Source organism: Rossellomorea aquimaris, from assembly GCF_003315075.1.
GTDB lineage: Bacteria > Bacillota > Bacilli > Bacillales > Bacillaceae_B > Rossellomorea > Rossellomorea aquimaris_C.
The window spans coordinates 37,065-63,856 of record NZ_QNRJ01000014.1 but is presented as its reverse complement, the minus strand read 5'-3'; the positions used below and the strand labels follow the sequence as shown (position 1 = coordinate 63,856).

Genomic DNA, 26,792 nt, shown 5'->3' with positions numbered 1-26,792 from the left:
CCAAAAACTAGGTAATCGTTGCAAACGTGGATAAGTAAATAGAAAAAGGATTAAGAGTGGTTCTCTTAATCCTTTTTCAAAAGTTAGGTTTGGCTAAATAGAGCATTGTCAATGGTACTTTGAGCAGCCTCTATAAAATGCTCTTTCCCTGATAATGAGAAGATTAGTATGGCTTTTTGTAACGCTTCTATGCCTTCAGTAACGCGGTTTAACCGGATAAAAGAAATACCTTTGTAATAATAGAATTCCCCACGTAAGTAAAGTGTATCGTTCTGGACACAGATCTTAATTCCTTTACTCGCAATTTCAACCACTTGATCATATTTCTCCTGGTTCTTAAGAAATCTTTGATAATTGTAATAAAATTTAAGCCTTAAAGAGTAATCATTACAAGATGGTCTGCTTTCTAATAGGTATAAAGCTTTGTGGTAATATCGCTCTGCCTCGTCTAGTAAATTTTCTTCAGTAAGTATATTCGCCATAGCAATAAGAGTTTCCACATCTTCTTGGAAATAATGTTCATTATTATCGCTTAATGTGTCTTTAAGAGTTTTCATCGCCCCATGTAAATCAGAGTCAAGATGATATTGGCAAACTCCTAAATGATATTCCGTGAATTTTTTCATTTTAGTGGTCTTAAATAAAGGACTAGACCGCTGTTCATGTATTAATTTCCTAAGAACCCCGTAGTCATTGCTCTTCGCAGCCGCTCGAGCCTGGTTAATAAACTCTACCTGGTATTCATGGACGGTACTATCCGGTGTGTCCAAAAAATAATTTATCGATACTCCTAGCCGAATTGCAAGAGAGTATAGGATATGAGCGGACGGGACAATTACTCCTTTTTCAATCATACTAATATACGCTTGAGTGCATATGCCTTTTGCTAACTTTTTTTGTGAAATCTTTTGGTAGGTTCTAAGGTCTCTTAAGCTTTGGCCAATAGTCATAATCATGCTCTCTATCCCAATCCCCTCCCGAATTAATAAAGATATTTATATTATAGAATGAATTAGACCAAAAGAAACAGAATTTTGTGAAGAAAAATCTAAATTCAGCTAAAAACAGGTAAAAAACTATTTCGAGAGATATAGTAAAATATACTTATAAAGATTGAGGGGAGAGAGTTTATGTGAAAAAAATGAAGAACGTACTATTTGCTGTAGTATTTATAACCTTATTAACCGGACATATTGTGAATCCAGCTGGTGACAAAGACTTACCTCCTGCCTATGGGACAAAACCTATTGTAATTGAAAGTGGACAAAATTATTAATAGGTTTAAATGGGGACGGATCCGATTTGCCTTTTTGCATTAATATGGAAATTTTACTTTCTATCTGACACAGCCATACGATTGTTTCACCGTTTCCATCTTTTTGGTCCATTTATGACATCAAATTGTCCCACCTCTGCCAAAGGGAAGTCCACACCCTGACCTTGATATAAAAGAAGGAGACAGGGTATGGAGAATAACGAACAGCAACAACTTCAAAGTTTATGTTGAATACAGAATGGCTGGGGGAGGGACTTCAGGTGAAGTACTTGCAAATCCAAGTCAAACATTCTACATGAGTGGTCAAGGTGGAACGATGATCATCAAGTGGCAAGATGAGAACGGAACATGGAAAGAAACAGTGAAAGCAGGGGCTTAAGTCAATAGGTTTAAGAGATAGTGTGAAAACGATCAGAAGCACTCTTTCTACTTTTATAGTAGAAAGAGTGTTTTTTATTTCTTTAATGCTTATTGCCTTTTTAGGGTTTACATTTGAGGCTGAAATATCTATGATACCATTTTATACCTCGATTTTGGGTATTAATAACTATATTATATAGGTTTATATACCTATTTTTCCAATCAGAAAGAGACTTTCTCCTCCCAAATTAACTGGGTTCTGCTGTCAGGTGAAAGTGAGTTTAATTGTTTGAGAGGGAGGATGAAGCTTGAGTTACTGTACAGAATGTGGAAAAGCACTAAAAAATAATCCGGCTTTTTGTGAAGGTTGTGGAGCTAAGAGAGAGGTGATTAAAGAGGATTCAACTCAAAAGATTCCAAAGAGTCCAATGAATAAGAAGAAGAAGGTATCTATGGTCATTGCTGGTATTTTAGTTGTAGGTCTGATTAGCACTCATATGATTCTATCATCTATTTATGATCCTATGAAAAATATTCAATCAATGGACAGTGCCATGTCGGGTAATAGTGAGGAAGGTTTCCTTGAGTACATAACGTTTGACAAAGATTCATTATTAGATGAGAAACAGTATTTTTCTTATATAAAGACATTGGATTGGGAAGATATGAGGGAACAATTAGTTTCCATTACAAATAGTGATTTGAAATTTGATGCTTTTGTAAAGGATCAACGCGGTCATGACGTATTCAAAGTGGAGAGGCATTCAATCTTAGGCCTTTTATGAGACATTTGATATTGAAGCGGTCCCCAATCAAATCGTCATTACTACCAATATGGAGCCCGCTACGTTTAAGGTTGATACTAAAACAGTGAGTGTAAAGGACAGCAGTGAACCTGTTGAGGTGAGTAAAGCGTATCCTGGTACATATACTGTAAAAGCCGAAGCTTCTAATCTCTTCGGGGAATTTTCCTTGAAAGAAGATATTCAAGTAAAACCGACTAAAAGTGGGCAGTCTGATTATACTTTGAAATTCAATGGAAATACCTATGCGATTGATACCGATTTTCCCGAAGCAGTCTTGTTTGTAAATGGAAAAAGCACGAAAAAGACGTTACAAGAACTGGAATACCTGGGGCCATTTCCGGAAGATAAGGAAGTGACTTTGTTCGCTGAATTGTCGCAACCTGATGGAAAGGCAATAAAAAGTGAGCAGGTCACCCAAGACCAAGGATCATGGGGAAGTCTGTCATTTATTTTTGAAGAAAACGAAGCGAATTTATCCACGGAGCTAGTGGCGGAGTCTTCTTTATCAAACGAAGATGTCAATCAGTATATCCTGGATTTCAGAGAATCATATGAACAGGCTTTAAATACGCGCGATTATTCGTTGATCGCCTCATACTTGCTTTCTGGAAGTTTAGCAGAGGAAGAGTTGATTGAGTATATAGGAGATCTGCAAGATAAGGATTATTCCTATAATTTCAAAGAGAATACAATTATGAATACTCAAGAGACCGAAGAGGGGACATTCGAAATTACCACATTTGAGAAGTTTATTTTTACGAATCATTTAAAAGAGCAGACCACATATGATCGTGAAAAAATATATACCATTATTAAAGAAGGTTCATCTTATAAGATAGAGAAAATTGATATCAATGAAACAGAACGAAACGAGATTTAATGGAGGGAAAGATATGATGAAATGCTCGAGTTGTTTAAATGAACAGGATTCAGGAAAGTTCTGCGGGAAGTGTGGAGCTGGTTTAACGGAGACTGGCAATCATCCTCTGCCATCTGCTTATACAGAAGTGGCTGCGGCTTCACAGACAGTTGCCCCAGAGCCGGTGAACGTAAATGAGAATGTAGTGAAGGCGAAGGAAAGTGTGTCAAAGTACTGGAATTATGCTTTACAAATACTAAAAAAACCAGCTGATGCGCTAAAGAATGGGGAAAGTCAATTTCTTAATGGAATCATTACCATCGCCATCATGGTTATTGCTTCCTCGCTCAGTATTTACTTTCTGGCCAATAAATACTATAAAGCCATGTTTGGAGGGTTAGGCAGTTTACTCTCAGAAGGTGGAATGGGAGGACAATCTCTTCCGTTTTTCAACATTACTTCAACATTATCTTTATTCGCCCTGCTTTTCATCGTTGGAGCACTAATCAGTGTATTCGTTGCAGCAAAATTCATGCTTGAAGGATTCACGATTAAAGAATTACTTGCTCAATTCGGAGGTGTTCTTGTCCCTTTTGCTGCTTTAAATGTAGTGGCAATTGTCTTTGGTCTAATGGGATCCATCCAACTGACTCTCATCCTGACAGGGATATCCCTGTTCTATACCATTGTCGTCATGCCAGCCATCGTGGTGTATGACAGAGCGATGAAGAGTGGAAAATCACTTAACAGAATTTACTGGGCTCTTGGAGCTTCGGCTATTTCAGTGTTTATCACCTATTTAATTATACGCATAAGCGTAATGGATTTCATCAATGAAATCGACTCATTATTGAATATGGGCTTTTAATTTAATTGGACATGGGGACAGGCACCCTGTCCCAAATATGTAATGTAAGAGGCGAGGGGGAGTTCCCTTCGTCTTTATTTTGGTTTGGGATAAGACCTGTCCCTCCGACCCGCTATTTAAGTTCCCTGTGAATTCTTTTTATGAATTCTTTTACCTTCCGCGAAGGGACTTTGTCTTTTCTCCTGATCATTTCAAGGTTGAGGGGCTCCTTTTCGTTCCCTACGATATTGATCGGAATGACCGTATGGTTTTGATAAGGGGAGCGGCTCCGGAAAGAATAATCCATACCGAGTGTAACGGCCACCCCGCTTTCGACGGCCCGCTTAATAGCTTCGGTGTTATTCGTGGTAAAGAGGGTATCAATCGGACCATAAGGGGATAAGGTATCGTGCGCGAACCTTTTGATATAGTCATCGTTATAAAGGACAAGCGTTTCCTTCATGAGCTGCTCCGGAGAGATCCGGTCAAGTAGCGCCAACGGGGATTGTTTAGAAACACCCGCAACCATTCTTCCCACCAAAAGCTTCTCAGCGATCAGTTCGTGGTTTTGAACCGCGAACGTATGGGAAGTTAAAATCAGCCCGATATCGAGATCGTTGCTCTGAATGCCTTCGACGATTTTCACTGGACCTATTTCATGGATTTCCACTTTCACGTTCGGATAATCGGTTTTATAGGCTGAAACCATATCAATCAGAAGGTTAATGGGGCCGGGAATCATTCCGATCTTTAAATTACCTGCGAGCGTATCCGAGCGCCGATTGGCTTCTTCCCTCAGGTCCCCGATGGCAGCCAGAACCTTTTCCGCTTTCTCGATTATTTTCATTCCTTCTGCCGTTAAAGCAGTACCTTGACGTTTGCGGATGAATAGCTGGATCCCCAGTTCTTTTTCCAACTTGCTTATTGACTGGCTGATGGCTGATAGACTGACATGCAAATGATCGGCCGCCTTCGTAAGCGAGCCTGCTTTTGCCGCTTCAGTAACATGCTCCAATTGCTCGATATTCAAAACGGGTCCCTCCTTAAGCAAAACTTAACTATACGTCATTTTTAATAAATTATATTGAAGTTATTTGAATGATAAAATAAAATCATGCTAGAAACAAGGAGGAAATCGACATGACAAAAAGAGTAGCCGTTATTACAGGTGGAGCAAGCGGAATCGGAAGGGAAACCTGCCTTACTTTTGCCAGAAAAGGAGACAGGGTTGTTGTTGCAGATTTCAATGAGGCAGCCGGAAACGAAACCGTGGAGATGATCCGTTCAACTAACGGGGAAGCGATCTTCGTTAAAACGGACGTTTCCAACTATGAGGATGTCACCCTATTGATCGAGAAAGCCGTTGAAGAATACGGACGAATCGATATTATGTTCAATAATGCAGGTATCGGGGCGTCAACACCTGTTCCTGATATGGATCTTGATACCTACCATAAAGTCATAAACATCAACCAGCACGGTGTCACATACGGTATCATCGCAGCGGCTAATAAGATGAAAGAACTGGATATCAAAGGGGTTATCATCAATACCACTTCCGTATATGGCGTCCTTGCATCTCCGGGGGCATTTGCCTATCACGCCACAAAGGGAGCCGTGAACATGATGACCAAATCAGCGGCCCTCGAACTGGCCCCATACGGAATCAGGGTAGTCGGCATTGCGCCTGGTGTAGTGGATACGCCAATTATCCAAAGCTATAGGGACCACGGCATCATCGATTCCATGAAAGCCAAAGTCATGGGCAACAAACTCACCCAGCCTGAGCAACTGGCAAACGCCGTCTACCTGCTCTCACTGGAAGAAGCCGGCGCCATCAACGGTAGTGTAGTAATGGCTGATGAGGGATATGCTTCCTTTAAATGATATGGTGGCGTTATGGTGGGGTCTGACCCCCACTCAGCTAAAGTGTCCAGCGTTAATGTGATAAAGTGGTGTATAGTGTTGGGGGGCTGATCCCCACCCAATCGGTAGTAGGGACTGGCAATGTAGAGGTCATTTTTAGAGTTTACTATACCAGGTGATATAGTTAGTGGCAGCAAGAAATCATGGGTATAATTGACTTTTACAGCGGCCTTAGCTATTATAGATCACCCTGGATGTTTCTACAAAATTAAGTTTTTGATAGAAACATCCAGGGTGATAAATTAGAAGCTTAGCAGAGTGAATTATTTAATGCAGCTAAGAATACTTTTTGATTTATAATGCTGCCTTTTTGATGCTCTCTTCCTCTTGGCTTTGCTCAGAAAATGTCCGACGCCAACCGGTAATTACTGAAAAAACTAATACTAGCAATAAGCCCCAAGTATACGGATTAAATGCCGCAACTAATATTGAGGGAAGCGGTATGTTATATGTCTCTGCTGTTGTAGCTAAGGTACTGTGCCATACGATTACAGCTACATGCCAGGGTAAAATAAAGAAAATTGTATTTACGGCACAATCCATTAAATTGGCTCTTCTTGATGGTGCCAAACGAAATTTTTCCCCAAGTGGTTTTACGAAACTAGGTCCAATTACCATTAATGCGGGTGCGTTATTCGCAATCGGTATTGAAACTATCAAAGTTACAAGTATTATGGCAGCCTCTGCTTTTCTTACAGTTTTGGCTACTGATTTTTGTATTAATTTTAAAAGTTTTGACATGGCTCCACTTTCGATTAAAACCTGTGTTATGGCCAAAACAAGCAAAACAAACATGATTGCTCCAGTTACTCCCAGTATCCCATCCTCAATTAAGCCTGTAGATTGTCCTCTCTCAGAAGGGATATGGAATAAATTTGTTAGTTGTATATTACCTATAATCACCCCAATGATTACTGCCGTAATATTACCATAAATTAATGCCTCTATAATATGCCTATTGAATAATGCTGCACTTACTACAATAATTAAACTTAACAACATCAACAGTCCGGAAGCATTTACATTTTGGTCAATGTCTGCCAGCTCTCTGACTTCACTTCCTCCACCAGTTAACAATAATACGATAATCGTAATGATTCCTGCAGCGACTACGAGTGGAAGACGAGTTAAAATAACTTCACGCATGGTGGCACCTTGGGTATAGGAGGAAACAATTGTTGTATCTGAGACTGGGGACAAATTATCACCAAATGCCCCCCCAGCCAAAATAGCGACTGCAAGCATAGCTGGATCAGCACCCATAAAGATACCCGCTGGATATAATACAGGCGTTAAGGCGATGACTGTACCTGTGCTGGTACCTACACCCGTGGCAAAAATTGCAGCGGTTACAAAGGCGAGTGCCGTATAAACCGCTCCCTGTGCTCCCACTTCCAGGCCAAACCATATCAGGCCATCAACTAAACCTCCTGCCTGCATTAGTTTTCCGAAGACACCTGCAAAAATCCATGCAGTGATGATAACTATACCATTCTTGTCACCAATACCTTTCATGATTGTTTCACTATACGAAAGCTTGTTTTTAGCTAAGAACAAACCGATTACTATAGCTATCCAGCCTCCAGCCCAAAATGCTTGGGTACCTCCTCGCTCAAATACAGACAGTACAATTAAAAAAGTGAGAAAAACCAGTAAAGGTAATATCCCTCCAAAAGTACCACCATACATTTCTAGCTTTTTACTTTCTGGATTCATTACTTTCCCCCCTTAATGTCTCCTTTATTAACATGAAATCTATTTAGCCTCATATACAAATTTAAAGTGAACCCTACTATTGAAATAGAGAAGTATAATCATAAAGAGCTGGAGAACCACCAGTATGAATAAATAAAATTTTATCCCCTTTTTTAAAATAACCTTGACGTGTCAGATCAATGAATCCAGCCATTGTTTTACCTGTATACACTGGATCTAATAGAATACCTTCCTTCTGTGCTAGTAGCTTGATAGCTTCTTTCATACGATCTGTAGGCAAAGAGTAACCGGGACCCACATAATCATCAAAAACGTTTACTGATTTTCTGTCTATTCTATTTTGTACATTCAAATAATCTGATGTTTTCTTGACTAGATTATAAACATTTTCTTCCTGTACTTTCTTTTCTTTATTAACACTGATGCCAACAATCGGGATGTGATTGTTGTTACCTTCCATTCCCACGAGAAGTCCGGCATGAGTGCCAGCGCTGCCACTAGTTGTGACAATGTAATCAATATCTAAAGAATGTTCGAACAGTTGTGTCATTATCTCTTGTGCACAGGCAACATATCCAGTAGCACCTATCTCATTTGAACCACCTCCTGGAATAATATATGGGGACTTACCCTCTGAACGGACCTGGTCTGCAACTTTTTCCATTTCCTTCATCATATCTGACCCACCTGGTACTACTGTAATATCTCCCGCATCAAGCAAATTAAAAAGAAAGTTATTGCCATTGGCGTTTAAATTGTAACTATCAGATACTCGTTCCTCTAACACAAGCCGACAATCTAACTGTTCTTTCTTTGCTGCCGATAACGTTAACCGGCAATGGTTGGACTGTACCGCTCCACAAGTGATTAAGGTATCGGCGTTATTTTTTAATGCATCTGCAACCAAAAATTCTAATTTTCTTGTTTTGTTACCTCCTCCAGTTAGTCCAAGAAGATCATCTCTTTTTATATAAACATCAGGTCCATCTAAATATTCAGATAAGTTATTCAACCGTTCAATTGGTGTTGGTCCATAGTTGTACTTCCTTCTAGGTATACTAGATAAATTCATCTTTTAACCCTCCTAATAATTTTGTTTGAATATTCTCAATATTAGCATTAAGATGGTTATTAGTGAAATTAATTTTAATTACTATGATCATAAGAAAATCTAATTATAGAAGGGGGAGTCTGTTATTTATGGATCGTTTGCTAAATATTTTTATCACTGTAGTGGAAGAAAAAAATTTGACTCGTGCTGGCGAAAAACTGTTCATCACTCAATCCGCAATAAGTCAGAACCTAAAAATATTGGAGAGAAAATTTAATGCCCAATTATTAAATAGAACAAACAAGCAAATTAGTTTAACAAAACCAGGAGAAATTCTTTATTTTCATGCACGGCAAATAATAAATCAATATACCCTAACGGAAAGGTTAATTTACGAATTACAAGAAGGTATTAGTGGTCCATTGAATATAGGATCAGGTTTTACATTCGGAGAATACCTATTACCTGATCTAATTTCAAAATTTATAACCAAGCACCCCAAAATAAGACCTAAAATCACTATTAAAAATTCCATCCGCATTGCAAATCAAGTTAGAGAAAATGACTTGGATATTGGCATCATCGAGCGGGAGGTTACAGACGACCTCCTTCAAACCACACCGTTTGCAGAGGATGACATGGTGGTTATAGTACCAACTAATTTTATAAATCATAATGAAGCTGATATCCGTTATCTCTCTGATAAAACGTGGATAATCAGAGAGAATGGATCAGGGACAAGGCAGGTTACGGATAATATGTTTAACAATACGGGGATTAATCCTAAAAATATTTTAGAGTTTGGTAGTACCCAAATAATTAAAGAAGCCGTAAGAAAAGGCCTGGGAGTATCATATATTTCGAAATTGGCTGTACAAAGCGAATTAAAAAAGGGTACGATAAAATCTTTTCCTTTAGAGAATTATAAAGATACGAGAAAGTTTTACTATGTTATTAATAAGTCCCGACCTTCAACTAAGATATTAGAAATGTTTATTGATACAATTGACTTCAAGTTTTAAGTTTAAGAGGCGATTAAAGCTATAAGGCTCATTCCTTCGCCAACATTCCCAAACTCCAGCTCCTTTAGAAACACCGTAATATTGGGGTCAAACCACCATTCACATACAAGAGAGGAAGATGCCCGTGTCAAACGTATCATTTGTGTATGATTGGACAAAAGACGGGTTACGTCTACAAGGAGTTCATTGGCAGGAATTTCGACACAACACGTGTGTATTGTTTATCCACGGTACAAGTGGGAATATGATCGAAAATTACTTTGCTCACGTTTTAGCTCAACACTTAGTGGAGAAAGGGTATGGTTTCTTTTACGGCCACACCCGTGGATACAATCACATGAATGACATTAGGACGAAAGATGGAAACCATCGCACGATTGGCGCCAGGTTTGAAATCTTCAGCGAGTGCCTCTACGACATTGACTTATGGGTGAGTAAAGTACGTGAATTGGGGTATGAATCCATTATCCTCATGGGCCATAGTTTAGGTGCGAATAAAGCCATCCACTATCTATCTGAAGAGAGTGCCCCGGCTATTACTGGTTTAATCCTCGCATCCCCTCCTGATCTGGTGGGGCTGTCTAAACGGTATGACCCTAAGCGAAACGACATGATTCACGAAGCGAAAATGAACGTGAATAACGGTGAACCAACGAAGCTTCTCTCACATCTTCACGATGGATGGTTTGAAATTAGCTCGCAAACATACTTGGAGCGTTGCTTAGAAGGATGTGAGGCAGATAATCTTCCTATCTTGGAAAATCCAGACACCTTTGCCGTGTTATCTACCTTACGAATCCCTATTCTTGCGTTCATGGGAGACGTAAATGAAGTAAACATTCACACACCGAGTGAAGATTTAGCGTTAATGCAGGGAAAAGCGACAGCGTGCCTAAAGTTCGAATATATGGTTATGGAAGGTGCCAATCACAACTATGAAGGAAATGAACAGGAGATGGCGGAAATGGTTGTGAATTGGATGAAACGGCAGTTTGAGTTAGGAGTTTAATATTAAACCGATTCAATTAATAGATATCAAATTTTTTAAAATCTAGTATCTATCCTTCTGACAAAACATGGTATTATTTGGGGATCACTAGGAGGCTTTAACAAAGCACCGTTGATATAAAGAACCCTACAAGATTGGATTTGCCAAACCTTGTAGGGTTCTATACCAGGAACTCTCTACCTTTTATGGAACAAGGAACCCATCCCTTGAATGAATAAATTCAAGCAATTTTCTGCTCGTATGCTGTAGTGCATCTTCATGATAGATCATGTATAAATCCCGGTAGAGTGAGATTCCTTCGATTGTTAACTGTTTCAAGGTTTGGAGCTCCAGTTCTTTTTGGACGGCTGATTTGGATATGATGGAAATTCCCATTCCGGCTTCGACCGAAGACTTGATTGATTCGGTGTGTTCGAGCTCCAGAATGACGTTGAGTTTGGAAGCATCTACCCCTCCTTTTCTAAGAGTATCTTCCATTACTTGCCTTGTGCCGGATCCTTTCTCACGGATGATGAAAGGGAGGGTTAAGAAATCTTCAATGGACACGTGTTGATGCTGTGTAAGTGGATGCTGAGGTGAGGTGATGATCATGAGTTCATCCCGTAAGAATGGGACTTGTTTCAGTGTTGGGTATGAAAGCATGGATTCAATGAAACCCAAGTTGATTTCATGTTTGAGAAGCTTTTCGACTATTTGTTCAGAATTATATACTTTTAATTGTGGCTTGACCCTCGGATAGGCCTTTAGGAAATTGGCCAATAGAACGGGGAGGATATGTTCCCCGATGGTCAAGCTTGCACCTATCTTTAAATCTCCGTGGACTGTACCTTTCAATTCTTCCAGCTCGTTCTTCGTTTCATTCATCAAAGCAAAGAATTGGTTCACTTTCTTATAGAGTATTTCGCCAGCAGGGGTCAGTGAAATCTTCTTTGTTGTCCGTTCTAGTAATTGACACCCCCATTGTTCTTCCAGTTGCTTAATCTGAATGCTCACGCTCGATTGTGAAAGGTGAAGATCCGTTGCTGTTTTTGAAAAGCTTTTATTATTGGCTACAACATAAAATACTTTTAAATAATCGAGGTTCATAGTATCTTCACTTTCTTTCGCTTATTGATAGTTTCAGGACAGGAGGCGGTAGATGAATAATAGCAGAGGAGTCAAAGCTAATAGACCAAGAAAGCCAAGGACGGCTGTGCCTACAGGCTTCAGGCCCACTTTCACAAAATCTCCCCATTTGATATTCAGTCCTAATCCAGCCATCCCCATTGCCAATAGATAAGTGCTCAGCAATAAAAGGATGTCGAGGGCCTGGTTCGGGACCGTACTGAATGTATTTATTAGACTCATACATAAGAAGCCTAGAATGAACCACGGAAAAGGAAAATCCTTTAAACGGGATTTTCTCGCAGGGTCTCGATGGCTTTTTCTATTGAAAAGATAGCTGATGACGAAAGCTACGGGAATGAGTAAAAGGACACGACCCAATTTCACTAAAACGGCGGAATCGGCGCTCAAGTCCCCGCCTGAAATACCTGCCGCGATGACGTGGGCCAATTCATGTAAAGTCGCACCGACTAGCATGCCGTACTCCTGCTCGCTGATGGGGAGAAGAGGGAACAGCATAATATATATGATGGCACCGATCGTTCCCAGCACGGCTATGCATGAAACGGCGATGGCCGTATGCTCTTCCTTGCTTTTTACAATGGGGGCAATCGCTACAATGGCTGCAGCACCGCAAATGGCTGTCCCGGCTGCCAACAATGAAGCCAGCTGCTTATTGATCCCAAAGGCTTTTCCTAAAAATATCATAAATACCATTGTAAACGCAATCACTATGAAATCCACAACGAATACAGCCATCCCCGCTGCCATGATTTCCTGAAGGTTGAGCCTGAAGCCCAGCAAGATAATTCCGGCCCGAAGAAGTACTTTACTGCTGAATTTCACTCCTGCCCCGGCACCCGTAGGAATGGAAAGGGTATTCCCCCAAAGAACCCCTAATAAAATGGCTAAAATCATGATCCCCAATATTGAAAAAAATGGGAGTTTCGCAATGAGGCTAGCGAGCATCGCCAACCCAAATGTCAGTAAGACACCCTTTCCGTAACCCAGAGCCTTGCTTTCTTTTTGATAATGGACAAACTCTTCTTCCCGAACTTTTGGTAATCCCATTCAAATGCCTCCTCTTCAACTTTCTTTCAACTTAACACGAATGAAGGGCATTCATTTAATTGAAATGCTAATAAGTGCTATTAGATATTTGAATAAATGTAGGGGGGTGACTCTTGTAGTGCTAAGAATCCGCGTCAAATCAAGATTTCATACAGAAGAAAAAGTGAATTTTGGGGTCAGACCCCCACCCAGATCGCAATTCAGAAACAAGTAGCAAATTCAGTGGTTGCCATATCTGTACAAGATACAGCAGGCAATGTGAGTAAACCGACAGAAGTCATGATCGTTGATGCCACAGCACCGATATGGCCAGAAGATACTATAATAGAAGCTCTAGATGTGAAAGAAAGTAAGCTGACCCTGTCATGGTCACGGGCTGACGATCAAACGGGTGTGTCAGAATATCAGGTCTATCAGGATAATCAGCTTCTTCAAGAAGTAGTGGCCGGGGAAACGAAACTGGAGGAATGGAAACAATCAGTTGGGGATTATCAAGTGGAAATGGTTTTTTGAATCATGGGGACGGTTAAAAGGGTCTATCGGAAGTTTTGCGCGCAAAAAGACACAACTAGGGTACTATTGTGGTTGTGTTTTTTCACTTTGGTTAATCGGCGGGGACGGGTCTCACTCTACTTTTTACCTAATTATGGGAAGGGCTGGTTTTTTAAAAAATATTGGTCGATATGTAGGTTTCATGCGTTGAAAAACCAGACTTATCACTTATTATCGTATCAAAAATAGTAAGGTATAATATACCATAAGATAGGTAGAATCGCTTGAATAGAAGAAATTGAGGTGAATTCAATGTTCGGTTTTTGGGTTATCGTGACCATATGTTTAGCCATTTGGGGTGGGTATATTGCTTATAAATCTGAACGGTGAGTATGGGCGGTTTGTCCTCTCACGTCCATATAAAAAAGAGGCTGGGACAAAACTAAAATCCCACGATATAAAGACGAACAATAGAAGTTTAGGTTCCTAATACCGCTAATGATTTCCGTGCAAGACTACGCTTTCCGCGGGTAGCCCGTGAGCCTCCTCGGCAAGCCTGCGGGGTCTCACATAAGCTACTTTTCCCGCAGGAGTCTTCGTCTTGCACTCCAATCAACCGCTGGAAACAGGTAAAATCAAATGTACCGAAAACAAATAATAAACCCGAACATATCTGCCAACTAGGAAGCAGATTTGTTCGGGTTTTACTTAGACTAAAACACTTTTGTCCCAGCCTCTTTTTTTTTGAAGGATCAACCTTGTTCAACCAGGTGTGAGGCGAACTCCCCGATGCTCCGCAACATGTCTTCCCATTCTTTCTCATCCGCTAAATGGAAATGGATCGTCTCTGTATCATCGCTGTATTCGCTCAGCCAGATCCCTTGAGAGGATGGAAGGAAGAATAAGATATTCTCCAGATACATTTCGTCCTCCAGTGACACAATTCCGAAGTTGGATATATTGAATAATGTCCACTCAAAGCGTTTTAAATCCTCTGTAAACAGGTCAAAGCTCATTTCTTCTTCAGGTGTGAAGTTTGAGCTTTTTCGGACCTTTTTTAGTTTGTCCGGATTGCTTAAGCGGTCGAAGTTCTTCTCGCTGAGAATGAATGATCGATGCTCGTTCGTATGAAGCTTCTGTATGCCATAGTATTCTTTCATATAATGATCCATCTCATTTGAAGAAATGATGGAGAATTCATGGATGATATCCTTTTCAATAAGGTGGATCAGCCAGTCATCGTTTTCGTAGTGATGGATCATCAGAACAGACTGAGTGGGTGTATTGGAACAACGGATCATCCTCTTGGATTCTACATAGTTTTTGATGAAGTGGAGCATTTCTTCCTTTAAAGGATTTTCTCCTCTTGTGTCCCGCTCTTCATCCAGGATGCGCTTCATAATCAGTTGTTTACTCGTCGCCTCCATGATGGCAATCCATTCCTGTTCGGTCTTATTCCCGATCGCTGCCTCTGCTATCCCCTTTGCTACACTGTCGTAGCCTGATAAGCTGACCATTAAGGCAAGTTCTTCAGATGTGCAGGTTAGTATATGGTTCATGGGCTCACTCCTTATTTAGTAGTTATTTAATTTTGTTAATGGATGTTTTCAATAAATGATAAGGTCTATTAACCAGGCAAGTATATAATAGATGATAATGGAGAGAACACCTTGAACAAGTAGTGCAATTAAATATAGTACTTTTCGTACAAACCAGTTGTATTTTCCGATTTTAGTATAAATATAGTAGCCAGAGCCAAACATCCCCTTTTGGAATGTATTCGTAATTTTTTGGAAAACTGTAGTAGGGGGATCGTAGATAGCCACTTCATAGTAACCCAACATTGTCTTTTCTAAGATGAATATGGTACATCCGTATGCGAACTGGGTAGATAGTATAATCCCGAATGTTAATAAGAAAATATCAGCTGCACTATAGAGTGTTAAGTACATAGGTTTTCCTTTCTCTAATCCAATTAGGATAAACCAAGTGTCTTTAAAGGCTTGTAATAGTTATAAAAATAACCACTTCAATAATCCAAAAATCAATTCATAGATCAATATAGATAAGATGGCCTGGATAATTAAACAAACAAGTAATAAGAATTTACTTACTATCCAATTGAATTTTGAGACCTTGGTGTAAATGAAATATCCAAATCCGATGGTGGATTTTTGAAAAAAGTTAGTCGCTTTCTGGAAGGAATTATTAGGTTTTTCATAAATGGAAATCGTGTAAAAATCCACCATGGTTTTTCCTAATAATAAAATCAAAAAACCATAACCAAGTTGTGTAAGTAAAATGGCAATCAATAAATACTTGATGAATACAATGATCGTGGGTAGTGTTAACAGCATTTATTTCTCCTTTATGTTTGTATTAGTTAAACCAACTGGCTACAGACCCGGTAATTTTTCCAGAGAGTTCTTTTACATTCTCTAGACCTTTCTCAGCGGATTTTCCAATGCTACCGCCTAAATCTTTCACTTTATCTCCATACTTAGAGCTGGCTAGGCCACCGACTAATCCACCAACTGCCCCTCCAACGACAATACCAACTGGACCACCAATACTCCCGATTGTTGCCCCAACTTTAGCCCCTATTCCGATTGCTGCTACATCCGTACCCCAACCTGCTAAGAAACGGCCGCCTTTCTCGAAAGTGCTCTTATCCGAGTTTTCAGGATCTGTAAATTCACCAAAATTGGAAGCGAATGAAATAACATTGGCTACTAATGGAATTCTTTTACTGATTGTTGTTAAACCTTTTACGTTAGCGGCTTTACTCAATAATTCTTTTGAGCCTGTCTTCATTCTATCCAGTGTCCCTTTTGAGAGATCGGATCCCGTTAGCACGTTAGAATTTTTAGGGAAACCTGCTATATGCTTATATAAATGAGAAGGACTTTCATATGACTGAACAAACTTCTGTAAGTTTCCCAGCAAAGGATTGGATGGAGAGGCTTGCCTAGAGAAATTAATCAGTTTTTTTGCAAGAGGTGAACTATGCTTGGTTTTACTAGTCCACGATGGATTCATTTTGACGCTGAATTTATATTTCCCTCTTACCTTTTCCCAAAGAGTAGGTTTACTTCCTAAGTAATTAATAGATAGATTACGAGAAAGAATGGAAGTAGTGAAAATAGAGAGCGTTTGATATCCAGCTAAAATATTATCGCCTAAACTTAATTTACTATTGACTAATTCAAAGGGATTTAGAATTTTTTCTCCTAAATCATTTAGTTGATTATTTATAACAAATGAATTGATTTGTTCATTAGAGTTTAGTTTATTCAACTGGGAAGGTTGGTATTTTTCTATCTCCAAGTTTCCACTCTCAAACATTCCGTTTACTTCGAGTAGATAATTTCTTAACATTTGAATATCACGTTCAACCGTATCAAGTCCTTTTGTCTGAACAGAATCAAAAGTAGAGAGATCTTCAACAGTTTGATCGATTTGTTTATGAGCCAATACTTGTAAACTCATAAACCGATCGTCTTGAAGGGGCGGTGCATAGACAATATCGCTCACCCGGCTGATAGCTGAGTTTGCTTCAACGACGAGTTCGGTTGCCAGGTTTTCTCCTTTACGTAGACCGTTGTTCAAGTCATTAGAAAGAAACGACTGGTCAATGTACCCTGTTTGATCAGGTTCTAAGTCTTTAGCGGCACTTTTGATGGTGTTAAGAATTCGTTCGTAATTTTTTAATGTGAATGCATAGGCAGAGAGGATCTTTTGGTGAAAGTCCTGATAGAAAGAACGAATAGATTCTCCACCCTTCCCCTCAAAAGAATCGTTGAGATGGGTGAAGGCAGCAATCTCATTTTCAAGCTTTTCAATCTGCTCTAATTCAGTAGAAAGCATGCTTGTCAGTTCATCAATGCCATTATGCAGTGACTGTGAATCCAATATCTTCACAATATATCGCTCCTTAACGCAATTTGATGGAGGAGGATAATTCGCGATCTGCTTCCTCCATGCTGATTAATGATTGCTTGACTGATTGATTATTCTCTGCCAGAAGTTCTCTATACATCTTGCTGATTTCCGACAATTGGTGGTTCAGTACATTGATTCGTTTCGTGACGTCCAGCCGATTACTTCCGGCAGTTTTTACCGGCATCTCTGTCGTAAGAGATTCTGAGGCATGATCAATATCTGTAACCGCTTGTTCAACAGCACTGTAGCGTATTTTCAGTTCTTCACCCACCGACGTTTTCCCCTTTCCTCTTTTCTTCATTGATTCTGGATATCTCTTGAGAGATACTGTATTGCAACGCCTGAATTTCAGAATAGAGAGCCGTTATTTTATTTTCAATGATATTGATGGACTCCGTTAATTGTAGTTGGTAGAGGTCCCTGTAGCTCAAAGAAATATCTTTACGAATTTCGTTAAAAGCATTCGCTAACTGACCCTTCCATGTATGTGGGGAGAGTTCAGGATCTTCTATGGAGTTCCGGTGGTGAACGAACTCATTTTGTATGTTTTCTAACTCTCGAATACTGGATTCTAAGCGGTTGATCTGCTCTTTTTTTTCAGTGAGTTGAGATTGCAAGTATGATAGATAGGACAGTGGATTCATCCCCTTTATAAAAAAATGTCGTAGTTTCTCCAGTATAAATGGTATCAAATGGAAAGATGGATGGTAATAGGAAAATAAACACATATTTACAACGCTGTTCTAAGTCTTTTGTCCTTTGTTTGGAGGTTTATAAAGTTGATTTACCCATAAAATGTAAAATAAACTCCTTTTTACGAAAGAAAGATGGAGACATTTACTCTACATTTACATAAGCATGGGGAGGGAGGATGATTTGAGCCATTGTTTCGGGCATAGAACCTCAGATAATAATAGGACACTGATTTTGATTATTGGAGGTATTTTTTTGATCAAGCATCGTGAATCAATCAAGTCATAAATGAAAAATCAAAGAAAAGACTGCCTTCTCAGCGAAAAAGGCAGTCTTATCTGTTGTTCTAGACTTCTGCAGAACAAAAGAAGTATAAAAAATGCGGTGTTATTAATTCCCTTCTAAAAACCCCTCAACAATTTCATTAAACTTCTCACTATACTCCCAAAACATCAGATGCCCTCCCAATACTTCCACCGATGCTTTAGGAGCCAGCTTGCTCAGGTATGAAGTTGCGGCCTCCGCCCAGTGCTCGGCGACCACAAAAAGGGTCGGTACGGATTCACTGCTCTCTGCCGCTTCCTCCCGATAATCCGAGAAAAGCCCCGAAGAAAACAGATTGGCGGCAATGTAGTAAGGTGTCTTTAGTGATTGGGAAACGATCCAATCTAATTCTTCTTCCTTCAGTTCCCGTTGGATCATGACTCCGGTGGCATAAGCAGAGATGAAATCCCGCTGTCCTTTTGGATTGCGAAGGTAGTTCGTGTAGGCCGCAGCCATGTCATCAAGCTTGCCTTCCACCCAATCCTCGTCTTGCTGAATGGATAGAGATTTAGGTGGCATATCAATTAAGACAATGGATTTAATACCATCCGTACCGAATTGACGGATATATTCCCAAACCGTTAAGCATCCGAATGACCAGCCGACAAGCGTTACATTCTCGACCTTTAATTGCTTCAATACCTTTTCGAGATCCGTTCCATGTGTGACATAGTCATTCCCGTGAAGTGTCATGGTCGATCGTCCATGGCTTCTGGGATCCATTACAATCACACGGTGAGTTTTTGAAAAATGCTTGACCTGCTCGGAAAAGACTTCAGTCGTAAAGGTAAAACCGGGAATAAATACAATGGGCTCCCCACTGCCGATATCCTGCACGAATAATTCGATTCCTGGTTCTACTTCGATATAAGTGTTCATGGCTGTTCCTCCTGAATGTTTGTCAGTTTGTTTCTACATTATATTCGTCATAACGTCATTTCATATCGGAAATTATTTAGGGACAGGGGGACAGGCACTCTGTCCTAAAAAGTAACAGAGATGCGGGGCTAGGCTAAATCCCCGCGTCACTTTTTAAATTATGGACAAGGGACCTGTCCCTCCGTCCCATTGTAAAAAAAATTTATCAATAGGGTGTCCTTTTTTACTCTTCAATCCTATTTAAAAGGTGAATAGATTAGAAGGGTGGAGTTTTGAATGAAATCAGGATGTCAGGTAGTGGATCAAATCGGTGAATTGGAGATCGTGGGGAATATCGTTCCTCATTTATGGTATAAGAACATTACTTTTTCAAGCGGAAAAGCTCATTTTGTTGCGATTACCCTACTCGCGGATATCGTGTATTGGTACAGACCGACGATGATCAGGGATGACAGTGGACTGATCAGAGGGGCCAGGACGAAATTCAAGGGGGATATGCTGCAGAAGAGCTATCAGGCTTTTGCCGATACATACGGATTTACGAAGCGGCAGGTGAAGGATGCCATCGACTTTCTTGTGGAACATCAATTGCTTGTCCGGGAGTTCAGGACGATTTCGTCATCGAGCATTATTTTAAGCAATGTGATGTTTGTGCAACCGGTCGCTGAGAATGTCAAACGGGTGATGGGAGGGCGCTGTCATGTGTCTGAACTCGTTTCCATTTGCCCACCTGATACGCCCGAACGTACCACGTCACCCCCTTCAAAGGAAGGTCTCTCCCATCAGGAGGAGTGGGCTCCTGATGTGGAAGAGGGGACGTATACAGAGAGTACTTCAAAGAATCCTTCAGAAAATAATGAACAACAACAAAGCGCGTACGAGTGTCCCGTTACTTTTTTCAAAGAAAATGAATTCGGGAGGCTGGGATCTTACATTCAAAAGAAAATCAAAAGTTGGTGTGAAAGTCTTTCCGAGAGCCTCGTCGTGGAAGCGATGAAGCGGGCGGTTGAACAGGGGAAGCATTATTGGAGCTATGTGGATGCGATCCTCGTGAAGTGGGAGCAGTTGAACGTACGGGATGTGAAGGATGCGAGGGAGAAAGAGATCCAGAACATGTTCGAGAAAGTCTATAAGAAAAAATCACATAATGCAGGTAGAAGGCCGATCCGGACGGAGAAGCTGCCGGATTGGTTCACCGGAGAGGCAGTGGAAGTCCAAGGTGATGATGACGAGGAGTTTGAAGCGGAGAAAGCCAAGTTGATGGCGGAGCTTGAAGCGTACCGGGAGCGTGGGGCTGGGGTTGTCATGTGAAGCGATTATGAATGAAAAAAGATTGTTCTACGGTGTCCCTCTGAACCGGATCCTTGTATATAAGGGGTGAAGGGGGAGACGAAAATGGAACATACCGTATGGATGAAGAATGATATGGTCGATCATGATGTGTTTAGAGAGCCGGGGGATTTGCGGATGTATGTATGGATTCTGATCCAAGCAGGACCGGATGGTGAATATATTCACCAGAATGGAAGAATGATCCGTGAATGGAGGGAGTCGCTTTGGTATTACAACGGGAAGAAATTAGATTGGTATTCGACCGACTGGATTAAAAGGTGTCTAAAGAGGCTTGAGAAGCATGGATTGATACGTGTTGTCGAAAATGGAGTCGTGTTGATGAATGGGGATGGGGAAGGTCAGCCGGAGGGATAAACAAACGTTTATCCCCCCGAAGGTCTTTGGCCCCTAATCGTAAGGATCACCAATTATGGCGCTCTTTACATAGTCTACTGTTCAAAAATCTCAGATATACTTCATCTCCTTTACCCTTAGCGGATGTAAAGATAAATGAAGCTTTTCTCTTCATAGATAGAAACGAGAAAAAAATCTAATTGTGATATATTAGTTCCAGTATAGCTATTCTATGATTGAAAGAGGTATATATATAAATGAAGAAACTCGCTTTAATTTTATTGGCCATTTTTCTTTCAGCTCCCATATCTGCTCTACTATCAGTGGGAGCTGATTACTTGTTCACTGAACCAGTTGAAATTCAAGGTTATAATTATAATCCTCCCATTTGGGCAACAGTAGTGGTGGTAGCTTTATATGAAATACCTGTTTATATTATTGTCGGCATACCCGTTACTTACCTTATTGACTTTCTTGTTCTAAAGTTTTCTCCTCATGCACACCGTCTTAAAGAGTATGTAACCCTTTTAATCGGTTACTCTATAGTCTCTTTAATTTTCTCCTTTTACCTATTAAATAATGATTTTGAAGGGTATTTTATGATTATCATTCCCGTTTTCACCTATTTTCATATTTTATGGTGTCTGCGAGCTAGATATGGGGATTGAGTTGAAGGTGGAACTGGGATGGTTATAAAGGAAGAAAATAGAAAAAAGTATGCGTTCTTCAGTGTGAAAGTACACTGATTTTTATTATCGGAGGTCTGTCTTAACCGGAAATACAATGGGGCGGTACTCTGCACAATTCGATTCCTGGTTCCACTTGTTTCAAAAGTATTTTCGTCCTAACGTTGTTTCATATCGGAAATTCAGGAAGCGTCGAGACGGTTATACCGTTTCTGTTCTAAACAGGTGATGGGAAAAATCACAAGAAAGAGGCCGGCTGCCCCGGCCTCTTATGACTTACTTCAATTTAATTTGAACCGAATTACTGTCCTGCGTATGAATCGTCTTGGGAGTCCTCTTTTGCAAAGCGGTCCTTTTAACCGAGCTGGTCACATTTTGTAACATATCACCTACATCATGTACGGACTCAAGTAAAGGGTCAACAGCTTTCATCTTTCCTTTTACATCATCCGAAATCTGGTTGGCTGTATGAATCAGTTCTTCTGCTTCCTCTGTCACTCCATTCACGGCTTTCCTGGCGTCAGACAGCGTCTTTTCCGTTTCAGATAGTGTTGTCATTACTTTTCTTAATGTCATAATTAAATAGATGACGAGAACGGAAAACGCGATGGCTGCAATAACAGCACTCCACTCAAGCATTGAGACCAGCTCCCTTCGTTTATTCTAAATCTATGGGAATGGGGGGAAAGTTATTCCTTTTCCTGAGCAGGATGGGTATGAAAGGTGGGGGCGCAGTTCACGACTTCCGTGAAAATGAAAGAAACGAGGAGGAGAGCTCCGTGTTTCTAGATTCGTAAAGTTTGTTGCTATTGTAGACACGAAAGTAATAGTTGGATTTCCGCTACAGGATGCTCGCTTTCCGCGGGGGCTGGCGGTGAGCCTCCTGGGTCTCACCTGTCCAGCTACTGGGCTTAGGGGCTCGAGGTCATACGCCAAGTCTGCCAAAAAGGCAAAGAGCGCATTTCCGGCAGACTCGTCTTATGCTTGTCGCCCCTGGGCAAAGCCTCCGCTTTTCCTACTGTCCAGCTATTCCCGCAGGAGTCGACCATCCTGCAGCGAGAATCAACTTTTTGAGCATGAATCCTTAATCGCAAACAATTTAAACAAGCTTTCTAGCAAACAATCTCTTTTAAGGGAAGGAGAGATATTTTGTTTTCAGGTACACCTTGAAGCTCTGACACAAAGACCCTGTTAAAGATGGTGAGGGGAACTGCGCAGACTCCTGTGGAAGTACGGGCGTGCCGAGACCCCGTTCGGGTAAGCTGAGGAGGCTCGGCCGAACGCTAGCTGCAAGCGGAGCAGTTCCCCTCACCATCCAGCACACACTAATTGACAGAGCCTTGCAGAACGTATGTTAAAACAACAATCTTTACGAAAAGAGCGAAAATCAAAAAGGAGTGAATCCAAATTGAAATCCTACATTGTCAAAATTGAATTAGAAGAGTCCAATCCGTCAATATGGAGAAGAGTGATCTTGCCAGCAGGAGCGACATATAGAAGGCTTCATGATATTATCCAGAACGTGACGAATTTTCAGAGTGGATATCCTCATGAAGGCTATCACCTCTTTGAATTCGACCTGACGAAGGATCATAGGATTGTCACGGATCACGAAGAAGCCTACCTTGAGCACCAGCATTATAAGAAGAACAAGGCTTTGTATGAAGAACGTCTAAAATCGGTGCCATCTGAAATGCTGGAATTTGAAAAGAAGTACCAGGAAAGATTGAAGATTGAAGTGCGGAAACCCACCGGTTTAAAGATCGATGAGTATCTGGAGAAAAATAAAGAAATCCGGTATAGCTATGATTTCGGTGATGGTTGGCAGTTCATCGTTAAGCTTGAGCAGATTGTCGACGATTACTATTTTGGTTATCCAACTCTTCTTGATGGAGCAGAGACGGCACCGCCTGAAGATGTTGGTGGGATGCACGGGTTCTATGAGTTTCTTGAAAAATACCGTGATGAGAAGCACCCGGCACATCGGGATGTGAAGGCGTGGGCCAATTCAATATATTTCAGGGAATATGATCCTGATTGGATCAATCAGATACTAAAAGGACTTAATTATAAGAAGACTGAGTGGGATAAGATTAACCACGATAATTACAGAATCATTGAGGATAAGTATCGGAAGAGCTAGGTTTTTTTGGGGAGGTACTTTGGCTCGGAAATTGAGAAGAGGCTGGGACAAAAAACCTGTAAACTGTCCCCTGTCAAGCAGACAGTCGAAATAATAATATCACACTAAACGTTTTTGGTACCGTTTATTATTATAAAAATGTATGTACTCACTTATTACCAAAGAAAGCTCTTTATGATGAAAGCTCCCCCTAAAGACAAATAGATTTTTGTTTTTTAATCTGACGACTTTAAGGGGAGCTTATCATAACTCTCTTTAGGTTCCAGGACAAGGGACCCGTTCCAAAATCTCTTCTTTTCTCCTTTTAAGAAACGCAAGATGGGTATCATCATTCCTCAATTCAAACATAAGGATGGCCTTATTTACATAAGGAAGTGCTTTTTCATAATCTCCCACTAGTTCATAATTGTAGCCGACATGATAATGTAGCTCCCCGAGCCCCCACAGATGTTCTTCTTCGATGCACCATCTAATGGCTCTGAGACAATAATCAATGGCCTCTTCATAATGACCTGATTGTGTCAGGACCCGGGATAGATTATAAAATAACCGGGTTTTAATCGATTTATCATGAAGCTGTTCAGTATGGTTCAAGATTCCTTCTACCTTTTTATAATAGTAGAGAGCCCTTTGATTATTGTGTGAGAGTGTTTCCCATGTCCCGAAGGTCATCAGGATTTCCATCTCTCTTTCAGTTGCGGCTTTTTTTTGATGGGCTGTCAGCTGATAGGCTTGTTCCAATAGGGCGAAAGCAGTCTCTGGATCTTTCTCGATTTCAAACAGATAGATGGCTTTATGCCAGTAAAGCAGCTGCAGCTTATCGCTATCTTTATTGAAAAAAGGATTTTTTAACTCTGTCCTGACCATTTCCATTATTTCAGTAAATCTTCGTTTCAATCGAAGACTCCTCAGTTGTCTTTCTACCTCTCGAAAATAATCGATGCGAGGGGTGGTTCCGATTTCAAAGAAGTAGTTCACATCCACTCCTAGTTTCAAGGAAATTTGATATAACGCCGTGGCACTTGGGTAAATATCTCCCTTCTCAATCCGGCTGATGAGTGCCTGCGTGCATATGTCTTCAGCCAAATCCCCCTGGGTCAAACCCACCACTTTCCTCAACTCTCTTATCTTCTTTCCAATAACGGAGTAATCCATCTCCTCACCCCTTCGTACAAATCCTTTTCTCTTATTTTAACAGATGGTGGGACGGGCATCGTGTCCCGTTTTCAGGAGGGTGTTGGGACAGTGGACCTGTCCTATTGCTTAGGACTGACTCTCCTTTTTGGACCATTAAACAAGTGTTTAAATAGTAGCCCCTTTCTATAAAAGTGGACGCAGGCTACTGAAGAGATCCAATAAAAAATTCCTCACTGAAAAGATCACCACCCGAAGAACCTCCAATTAAAGGGTGGGTATCTTGTCCCTGGGAAATGGCAGAGGCAAGGGATGAAATCCCTTGCCTCTACTAGCATTCCGGTACAAGAGACCTGTCCCAAAGTCTCTTACCAAAAAGTTTTTTCAAATAATTTACACATTCATAATACTATTGGCACCATATAATATTAGTTAATTCTGATAATTTTTGATAAAATTATACAAATAAAGGAGTAAATAACAGGTGTTCTCTGAATGAATTTCTCAATGGGATATAGGAGGATTTGTATGCAGCTTGGGGAAAAAATATATTATCATAGAGTTAAGAAAGGTATTACTCAAAGTGAGTTGTGTAGAGGAATCTGTTCAATTTCGTACCTTAGCAAAATTGAAAATAATAAAATCGAAGCGAGTAGCGAAGTAATCGAGTTATTATTTTCAAGGCTTGGTATTGAGGGTGATTCCAGTCAACTATCAAGCTCTGAATTGAGAAGGTTGTTGAATGAATGGTATGCAGTCATGAAAGAGAGAGACTCCCGGAAAGCCTCAGACCTATGGAATGAGTTGTCGAGTTTAGTAGAAAAAGCAGATGATCCCTTAATCCTGTGTTTGTTTAATTTGTATTCTTCTAGGTATTACATGCTTCAAAAGGATCTGGTAAAGGCGAAAGAGTGTTTGAAAGAAGCCGAAAATATGGAAAAGTTATTTTCAGAAGAGTTGAATTATTATTACCACAGTTTCCATGGATTGCTAAAGTATCTGGAAGGACACCTCGAAGACGCTCTTGAAGAATATAAAAAAGCAGAAAGATGCAGTGGTATTGCAAACATCATTGAACCAGAGTTCGTTTATCAGTTAAGTATCGTTAATAGTCGGTTGGGAAAGAATTTACAGTCTATTTTATCAGCTCAGACCGCACTGACTGAATTTGATAAAAACGCTAATTATGAAAGGAGTGTGGATTGCCATATACTGATTGGGATATGCTACATCCGGATTGGGGATTACGACAATGCAGAGCATCACTTAACGAATGCATTGAATGCTATAAGAATACTTCCTGATTCTACAATCTTAAAGAGCAGGATCTATCATAACCTGGCTCTGTTGCATTCCAAAAAGAAACACCATATGAAAGCTTTGGAATTCTTGTTCAATAGTCTGGAATTAGATAATAAATTGTATTTACATAGAGTGTATCTAATTGCAAAACAGTATTATGAATTAGAGAACTTAAGCCAAGCTCAGTATTGGATAAATAAAGGAATTGAAGAAGAAGGAAAACCATCTACTTTCCTATATAAATTAAAAATTTTGGATAGTTCACTAAAAAAGGATCAAGGCAAAGAGGAGTATGTTCTTTTGCTTAAGGAAGCATTGAACTTCTTTAAATTGAAAAAGGATCGTATGAACATGCATATGTGCTATGAAAAACTCGGAGACTATTATGCCGGTAAGTTTTCATATAAGGATGCAAGTGAGGCGTATGCAATGGCAAATAAAATTCAAATTGAAATGAGGTAATT

General features: G+C 40.3%; 29 protein-coding genes. 14 read left to right on the top strand and 15 right to left on the bottom strand.

The genetic code is table 11. The features are described from left to right. Positions 1-83: 83 nt before the first annotated feature. Positions 84-956 carry a helix-turn-helix domain-containing protein gene (locus DET59_RS15785; protein ID WP_113970582.1) on the bottom strand — a complete coding sequence of 291 codons (873 nt, stop codon included), beginning with the start codon at positions 954-956 and terminating at the stop codon, positions 84-86. A 176-nt stretch (positions 957-1,132) separates the two neighbouring features. Between DET59_RS15785 and DET59_RS21745 the strand changes: the two genes are divergently transcribed. The 5 genes from DET59_RS21745 (at position 1,133) to DET59_RS15770 (ending at position 4,169) form a co-directional block, all read left to right on the top strand. Further along, entirely contained in the window at positions 1,133-1,276 is a 144-nt protein-coding gene (locus DET59_RS21745) for a hypothetical protein (protein WP_181778198.1), read from the top strand. 238 nt (positions 1,277-1,514) lie between these two features. Then, a complete protein-coding gene (locus DET59_RS21740) occupies positions 1,515-1,655 on the top strand; it encodes a hypothetical protein (RefSeq protein WP_181778197.1) in 141 nt (46 codons plus the stop codon). Between the two features lie 289 nt (positions 1,656-1,944). Next, positions 1,945-2,421 carry a zinc ribbon domain-containing protein gene (locus DET59_RS15780; RefSeq protein ID WP_113970581.1) on the top strand — a complete coding sequence of 159 codons (477 nt, stop codon included), beginning with the start codon at positions 1,945-1,947 and terminating at the stop codon, positions 2,419-2,421. Positions 2,422-2,608: 187 nt separating this feature from the next. Continuing rightward, positions 2,609-3,322, top strand: a complete 714-nt coding sequence (locus DET59_RS15775) for a TcaA NTF2-like domain-containing protein (protein ID WP_142675599.1) — start codon at positions 2,609-2,611, stop codon at positions 3,320-3,322. Positions 3,323-3,335: 13 nt separating this feature from the next. Continuing rightward, a complete protein-coding gene (locus tag DET59_RS15770) occupies positions 3,336-4,169 on the top strand; it encodes a hypothetical protein (protein WP_113970579.1) in 834 nt (277 codons plus the stop codon). A 112-nt stretch (positions 4,170-4,281) separates the two neighbouring features. On the opposite strand, the gene DET59_RS15765 is transcribed toward DET59_RS15770, so the two are convergent. Next, entirely contained in the window at positions 4,282-5,178 is an 897-nt protein-coding gene (locus tag DET59_RS15765) for a LysR family transcriptional regulator (RefSeq protein ID WP_181778196.1), read from the bottom strand. Positions 5,179-5,288: 110 nt separating this feature from the next. On the opposite strand from DET59_RS15765, the gene DET59_RS15760 reads away from it, so the two are divergent. After that, entirely contained in the window at positions 5,289-6,035 is a 747-nt protein-coding gene (locus DET59_RS15760; RefSeq protein WP_113970577.1) for an SDR family NAD(P)-dependent oxidoreductase, read from the top strand. Between the two features lie 333 nt (positions 6,036-6,368). On the opposite strand, the gene DET59_RS15755 is transcribed toward DET59_RS15760, so the two are convergent. Both DET59_RS15755 and cuyA read right to left on the bottom strand, forming a co-directional pair. Beyond that, positions 6,369-7,790 (bottom strand): Na+/H+ antiporter NhaC family protein, encoded by a 1,422-nt coding sequence (locus DET59_RS15755; RefSeq protein ID WP_113970576.1) that lies wholly within the window; start codon positions 7,788-7,790, stop codon positions 6,369-6,371. Between the two features lie 76 nt (positions 7,791-7,866). Next, positions 7,867-8,862, bottom strand: a complete 996-nt coding sequence (gene cuyA / locus DET59_RS15750; RefSeq protein ID WP_113970575.1) for a D-cysteate sulfo-lyase — start codon at positions 8,860-8,862, stop codon at positions 7,867-7,869. 128 nt (positions 8,863-8,990) lie between these two features. Between cuyA and DET59_RS15745 the strand changes: the two genes are divergently transcribed. Together DET59_RS15745 and DET59_RS15740 are read left to right on the top strand one after the other, a co-directional pair. Beyond that, entirely contained in the window at positions 8,991-9,863 is an 873-nt protein-coding gene (locus DET59_RS15745; protein ID WP_181778195.1) for a LysR family transcriptional regulator, read from the top strand. A 124-nt stretch (positions 9,864-9,987) separates the two neighbouring features. Next, positions 9,988-10,872: an alpha/beta hydrolase gene (locus tag DET59_RS15740; RefSeq protein WP_181778194.1), complete on the top strand. Its 885-nt coding sequence runs from the start codon at positions 9,988-9,990 to the stop codon at positions 10,870-10,872. Positions 10,873-11,055: 183 nt separating this feature from the next. Here DET59_RS15740 and DET59_RS15735 read toward each other — a convergent pair whose 3' ends face one another. Both DET59_RS15735 and DET59_RS15730 read right to left on the bottom strand, forming a co-directional pair. Next, the gene (locus DET59_RS15735) at positions 11,056-11,958 is read right to left on the bottom strand and encodes a selenium metabolism-associated LysR family transcriptional regulator (RefSeq protein WP_113970572.1); all 903 of its coding nucleotides are present in this window, start codon (positions 11,956-11,958) and stop codon (positions 11,056-11,058) included. Positions 11,959-11,991: 33 nt separating this feature from the next. After that, the gene (locus tag DET59_RS15730) at positions 11,992-13,047 is read right to left on the bottom strand and encodes a YeiH family protein (RefSeq protein ID WP_113970571.1); all 1,056 of its coding nucleotides are present in this window, start codon (positions 13,045-13,047) and stop codon (positions 11,992-11,994) included. A 222-nt stretch (positions 13,048-13,269) separates the two neighbouring features. On the opposite strand from DET59_RS15730, the gene DET59_RS15725 reads away from it, so the two are divergent. Continuing rightward, complete coding sequence (locus DET59_RS15725) at positions 13,270-13,560, top strand: hypothetical protein (protein WP_113970570.1); 291 nt, start codon at positions 13,270-13,272, stop codon at positions 13,558-13,560. A gap of 731 nt (positions 13,561-14,291) precedes the next feature. Here DET59_RS15725 and DET59_RS15715 read toward each other — a convergent pair. The 7 genes from DET59_RS15715 to DET59_RS15685 all read right to left on the bottom strand — a co-directional run bounded on the left by DET59_RS15715 (position 14,292) and on the right by DET59_RS15685 (position 19,377). Beyond that, positions 14,292-15,098: a hypothetical protein gene (locus DET59_RS15715; protein ID WP_113970568.1), complete on the bottom strand. Its 807-nt coding sequence runs from the start codon at positions 15,096-15,098 to the stop codon at positions 14,292-14,294. A gap of 48 nt (positions 15,099-15,146) precedes the next feature. Then, positions 15,147-15,491 (bottom strand): hypothetical protein, encoded by a 345-nt coding sequence (locus DET59_RS15710; protein WP_113970567.1) that lies wholly within the window; start codon positions 15,489-15,491, stop codon positions 15,147-15,149. Positions 15,492-15,551: 60 nt separating this feature from the next. Beyond that, positions 15,552-15,896 (bottom strand): hypothetical protein, encoded by a 345-nt coding sequence (locus tag DET59_RS15705; protein WP_113970566.1) that lies wholly within the window; start codon positions 15,894-15,896, stop codon positions 15,552-15,554. A 22-nt stretch (positions 15,897-15,918) separates the two neighbouring features. Further along, the gene (locus DET59_RS15700) at positions 15,919-17,460 is read right to left on the bottom strand and encodes an LXG domain-containing protein (protein ID WP_181778193.1); all 1,542 of its coding nucleotides are present in this window, start codon (positions 17,458-17,460) and stop codon (positions 15,919-15,921) included. Between the two features lie 13 nt (positions 17,461-17,473). Beyond that, complete coding sequence (locus DET59_RS15695; RefSeq protein ID WP_113970564.1) at positions 17,474-17,752, bottom strand: DUF5344 family protein; 279 nt, start codon at positions 17,750-17,752, stop codon at positions 17,474-17,476. After that, complete coding sequence (locus DET59_RS15690; protein WP_181778192.1) at positions 17,745-18,125, bottom strand: YwqH-like family protein; 381 nt, start codon at positions 18,123-18,125, stop codon at positions 17,745-17,747. Before DET59_RS15690 ends, DET59_RS15695 begins: the two co-directional genes overlap by 8 nt. A gap of 439 nt (positions 18,126-18,564) precedes the next feature. Beyond that, positions 18,565-19,377 carry an alpha/beta fold hydrolase gene (locus DET59_RS15685; RefSeq protein WP_113970562.1) on the bottom strand — a complete coding sequence of 271 codons (813 nt, stop codon included), beginning with the start codon at positions 19,375-19,377 and terminating at the stop codon, positions 18,565-18,567. Positions 19,378-19,653: 276 nt separating this feature from the next. On the opposite strand from DET59_RS15685, the gene DET59_RS15680 reads away from it, so the two are divergent. The 3 genes from DET59_RS15680 to DET59_RS15670 all read left to right on the top strand — a co-directional run bounded on the left by DET59_RS15680 (position 19,654) and on the right by DET59_RS15670 (position 21,731). Then, complete coding sequence (locus DET59_RS15680; protein ID WP_113970561.1) at positions 19,654-20,688, top strand: DnaD domain-containing protein; 1,035 nt, start codon at positions 19,654-19,656, stop codon at positions 20,686-20,688. Positions 20,689-20,772: 84 nt separating this feature from the next. Beyond that, positions 20,773-21,084: a hypothetical protein gene (locus DET59_RS15675; RefSeq protein WP_113970560.1), complete on the top strand. Its 312-nt coding sequence runs from the start codon at positions 20,773-20,775 to the stop codon at positions 21,082-21,084. 236 nt (positions 21,085-21,320) lie between these two features. After that, the gene (locus tag DET59_RS15670) at positions 21,321-21,731 is read left to right on the top strand and encodes a hypothetical protein (protein ID WP_113970559.1); all 411 of its coding nucleotides are present in this window, start codon (positions 21,321-21,323) and stop codon (positions 21,729-21,731) included. A 294-nt stretch (positions 21,732-22,025) separates the two neighbouring features. On the opposite strand, the gene DET59_RS15665 is transcribed toward DET59_RS15670, so the two are convergent. Continuing rightward, positions 22,026-22,388 carry a DUF948 domain-containing protein gene (locus DET59_RS15665; RefSeq protein WP_113970558.1) on the bottom strand — a complete coding sequence of 121 codons (363 nt, stop codon included), beginning with the start codon at positions 22,386-22,388 and terminating at the stop codon, positions 22,026-22,028. Between the two features lie 769 nt (positions 22,389-23,157). Between DET59_RS15665 and DET59_RS15660 the strand changes: the two genes are divergently transcribed. After that, complete coding sequence (locus tag DET59_RS15660; protein ID WP_220154068.1) at positions 23,158-23,892, top strand: plasmid pRiA4b ORF-3 family protein; 735 nt, start codon at positions 23,158-23,160, stop codon at positions 23,890-23,892. A gap of 255 nt (positions 23,893-24,147) precedes the next feature. On the opposite strand, the gene DET59_RS15650 is transcribed toward DET59_RS15660, so the two are convergent. Continuing rightward, positions 24,148-25,047, bottom strand: coding sequence for a helix-turn-helix domain-containing protein (locus tag DET59_RS15650; RefSeq protein WP_113970556.1), 900 nt, complete (start codon positions 25,045-25,047; stop codon positions 24,148-24,150). A gap of 507 nt (positions 25,048-25,554) precedes the next feature. Here DET59_RS15650 and DET59_RS15645 point away from each other — a divergent pair. Then, a complete protein-coding gene (locus DET59_RS15645; RefSeq protein ID WP_181778191.1) occupies positions 25,555-26,790 on the top strand; it encodes a helix-turn-helix domain-containing protein in 1,236 nt (411 codons plus the stop codon). The last annotated feature ends 2 nt before the right edge of the window (positions 26,791-26,792 follow it).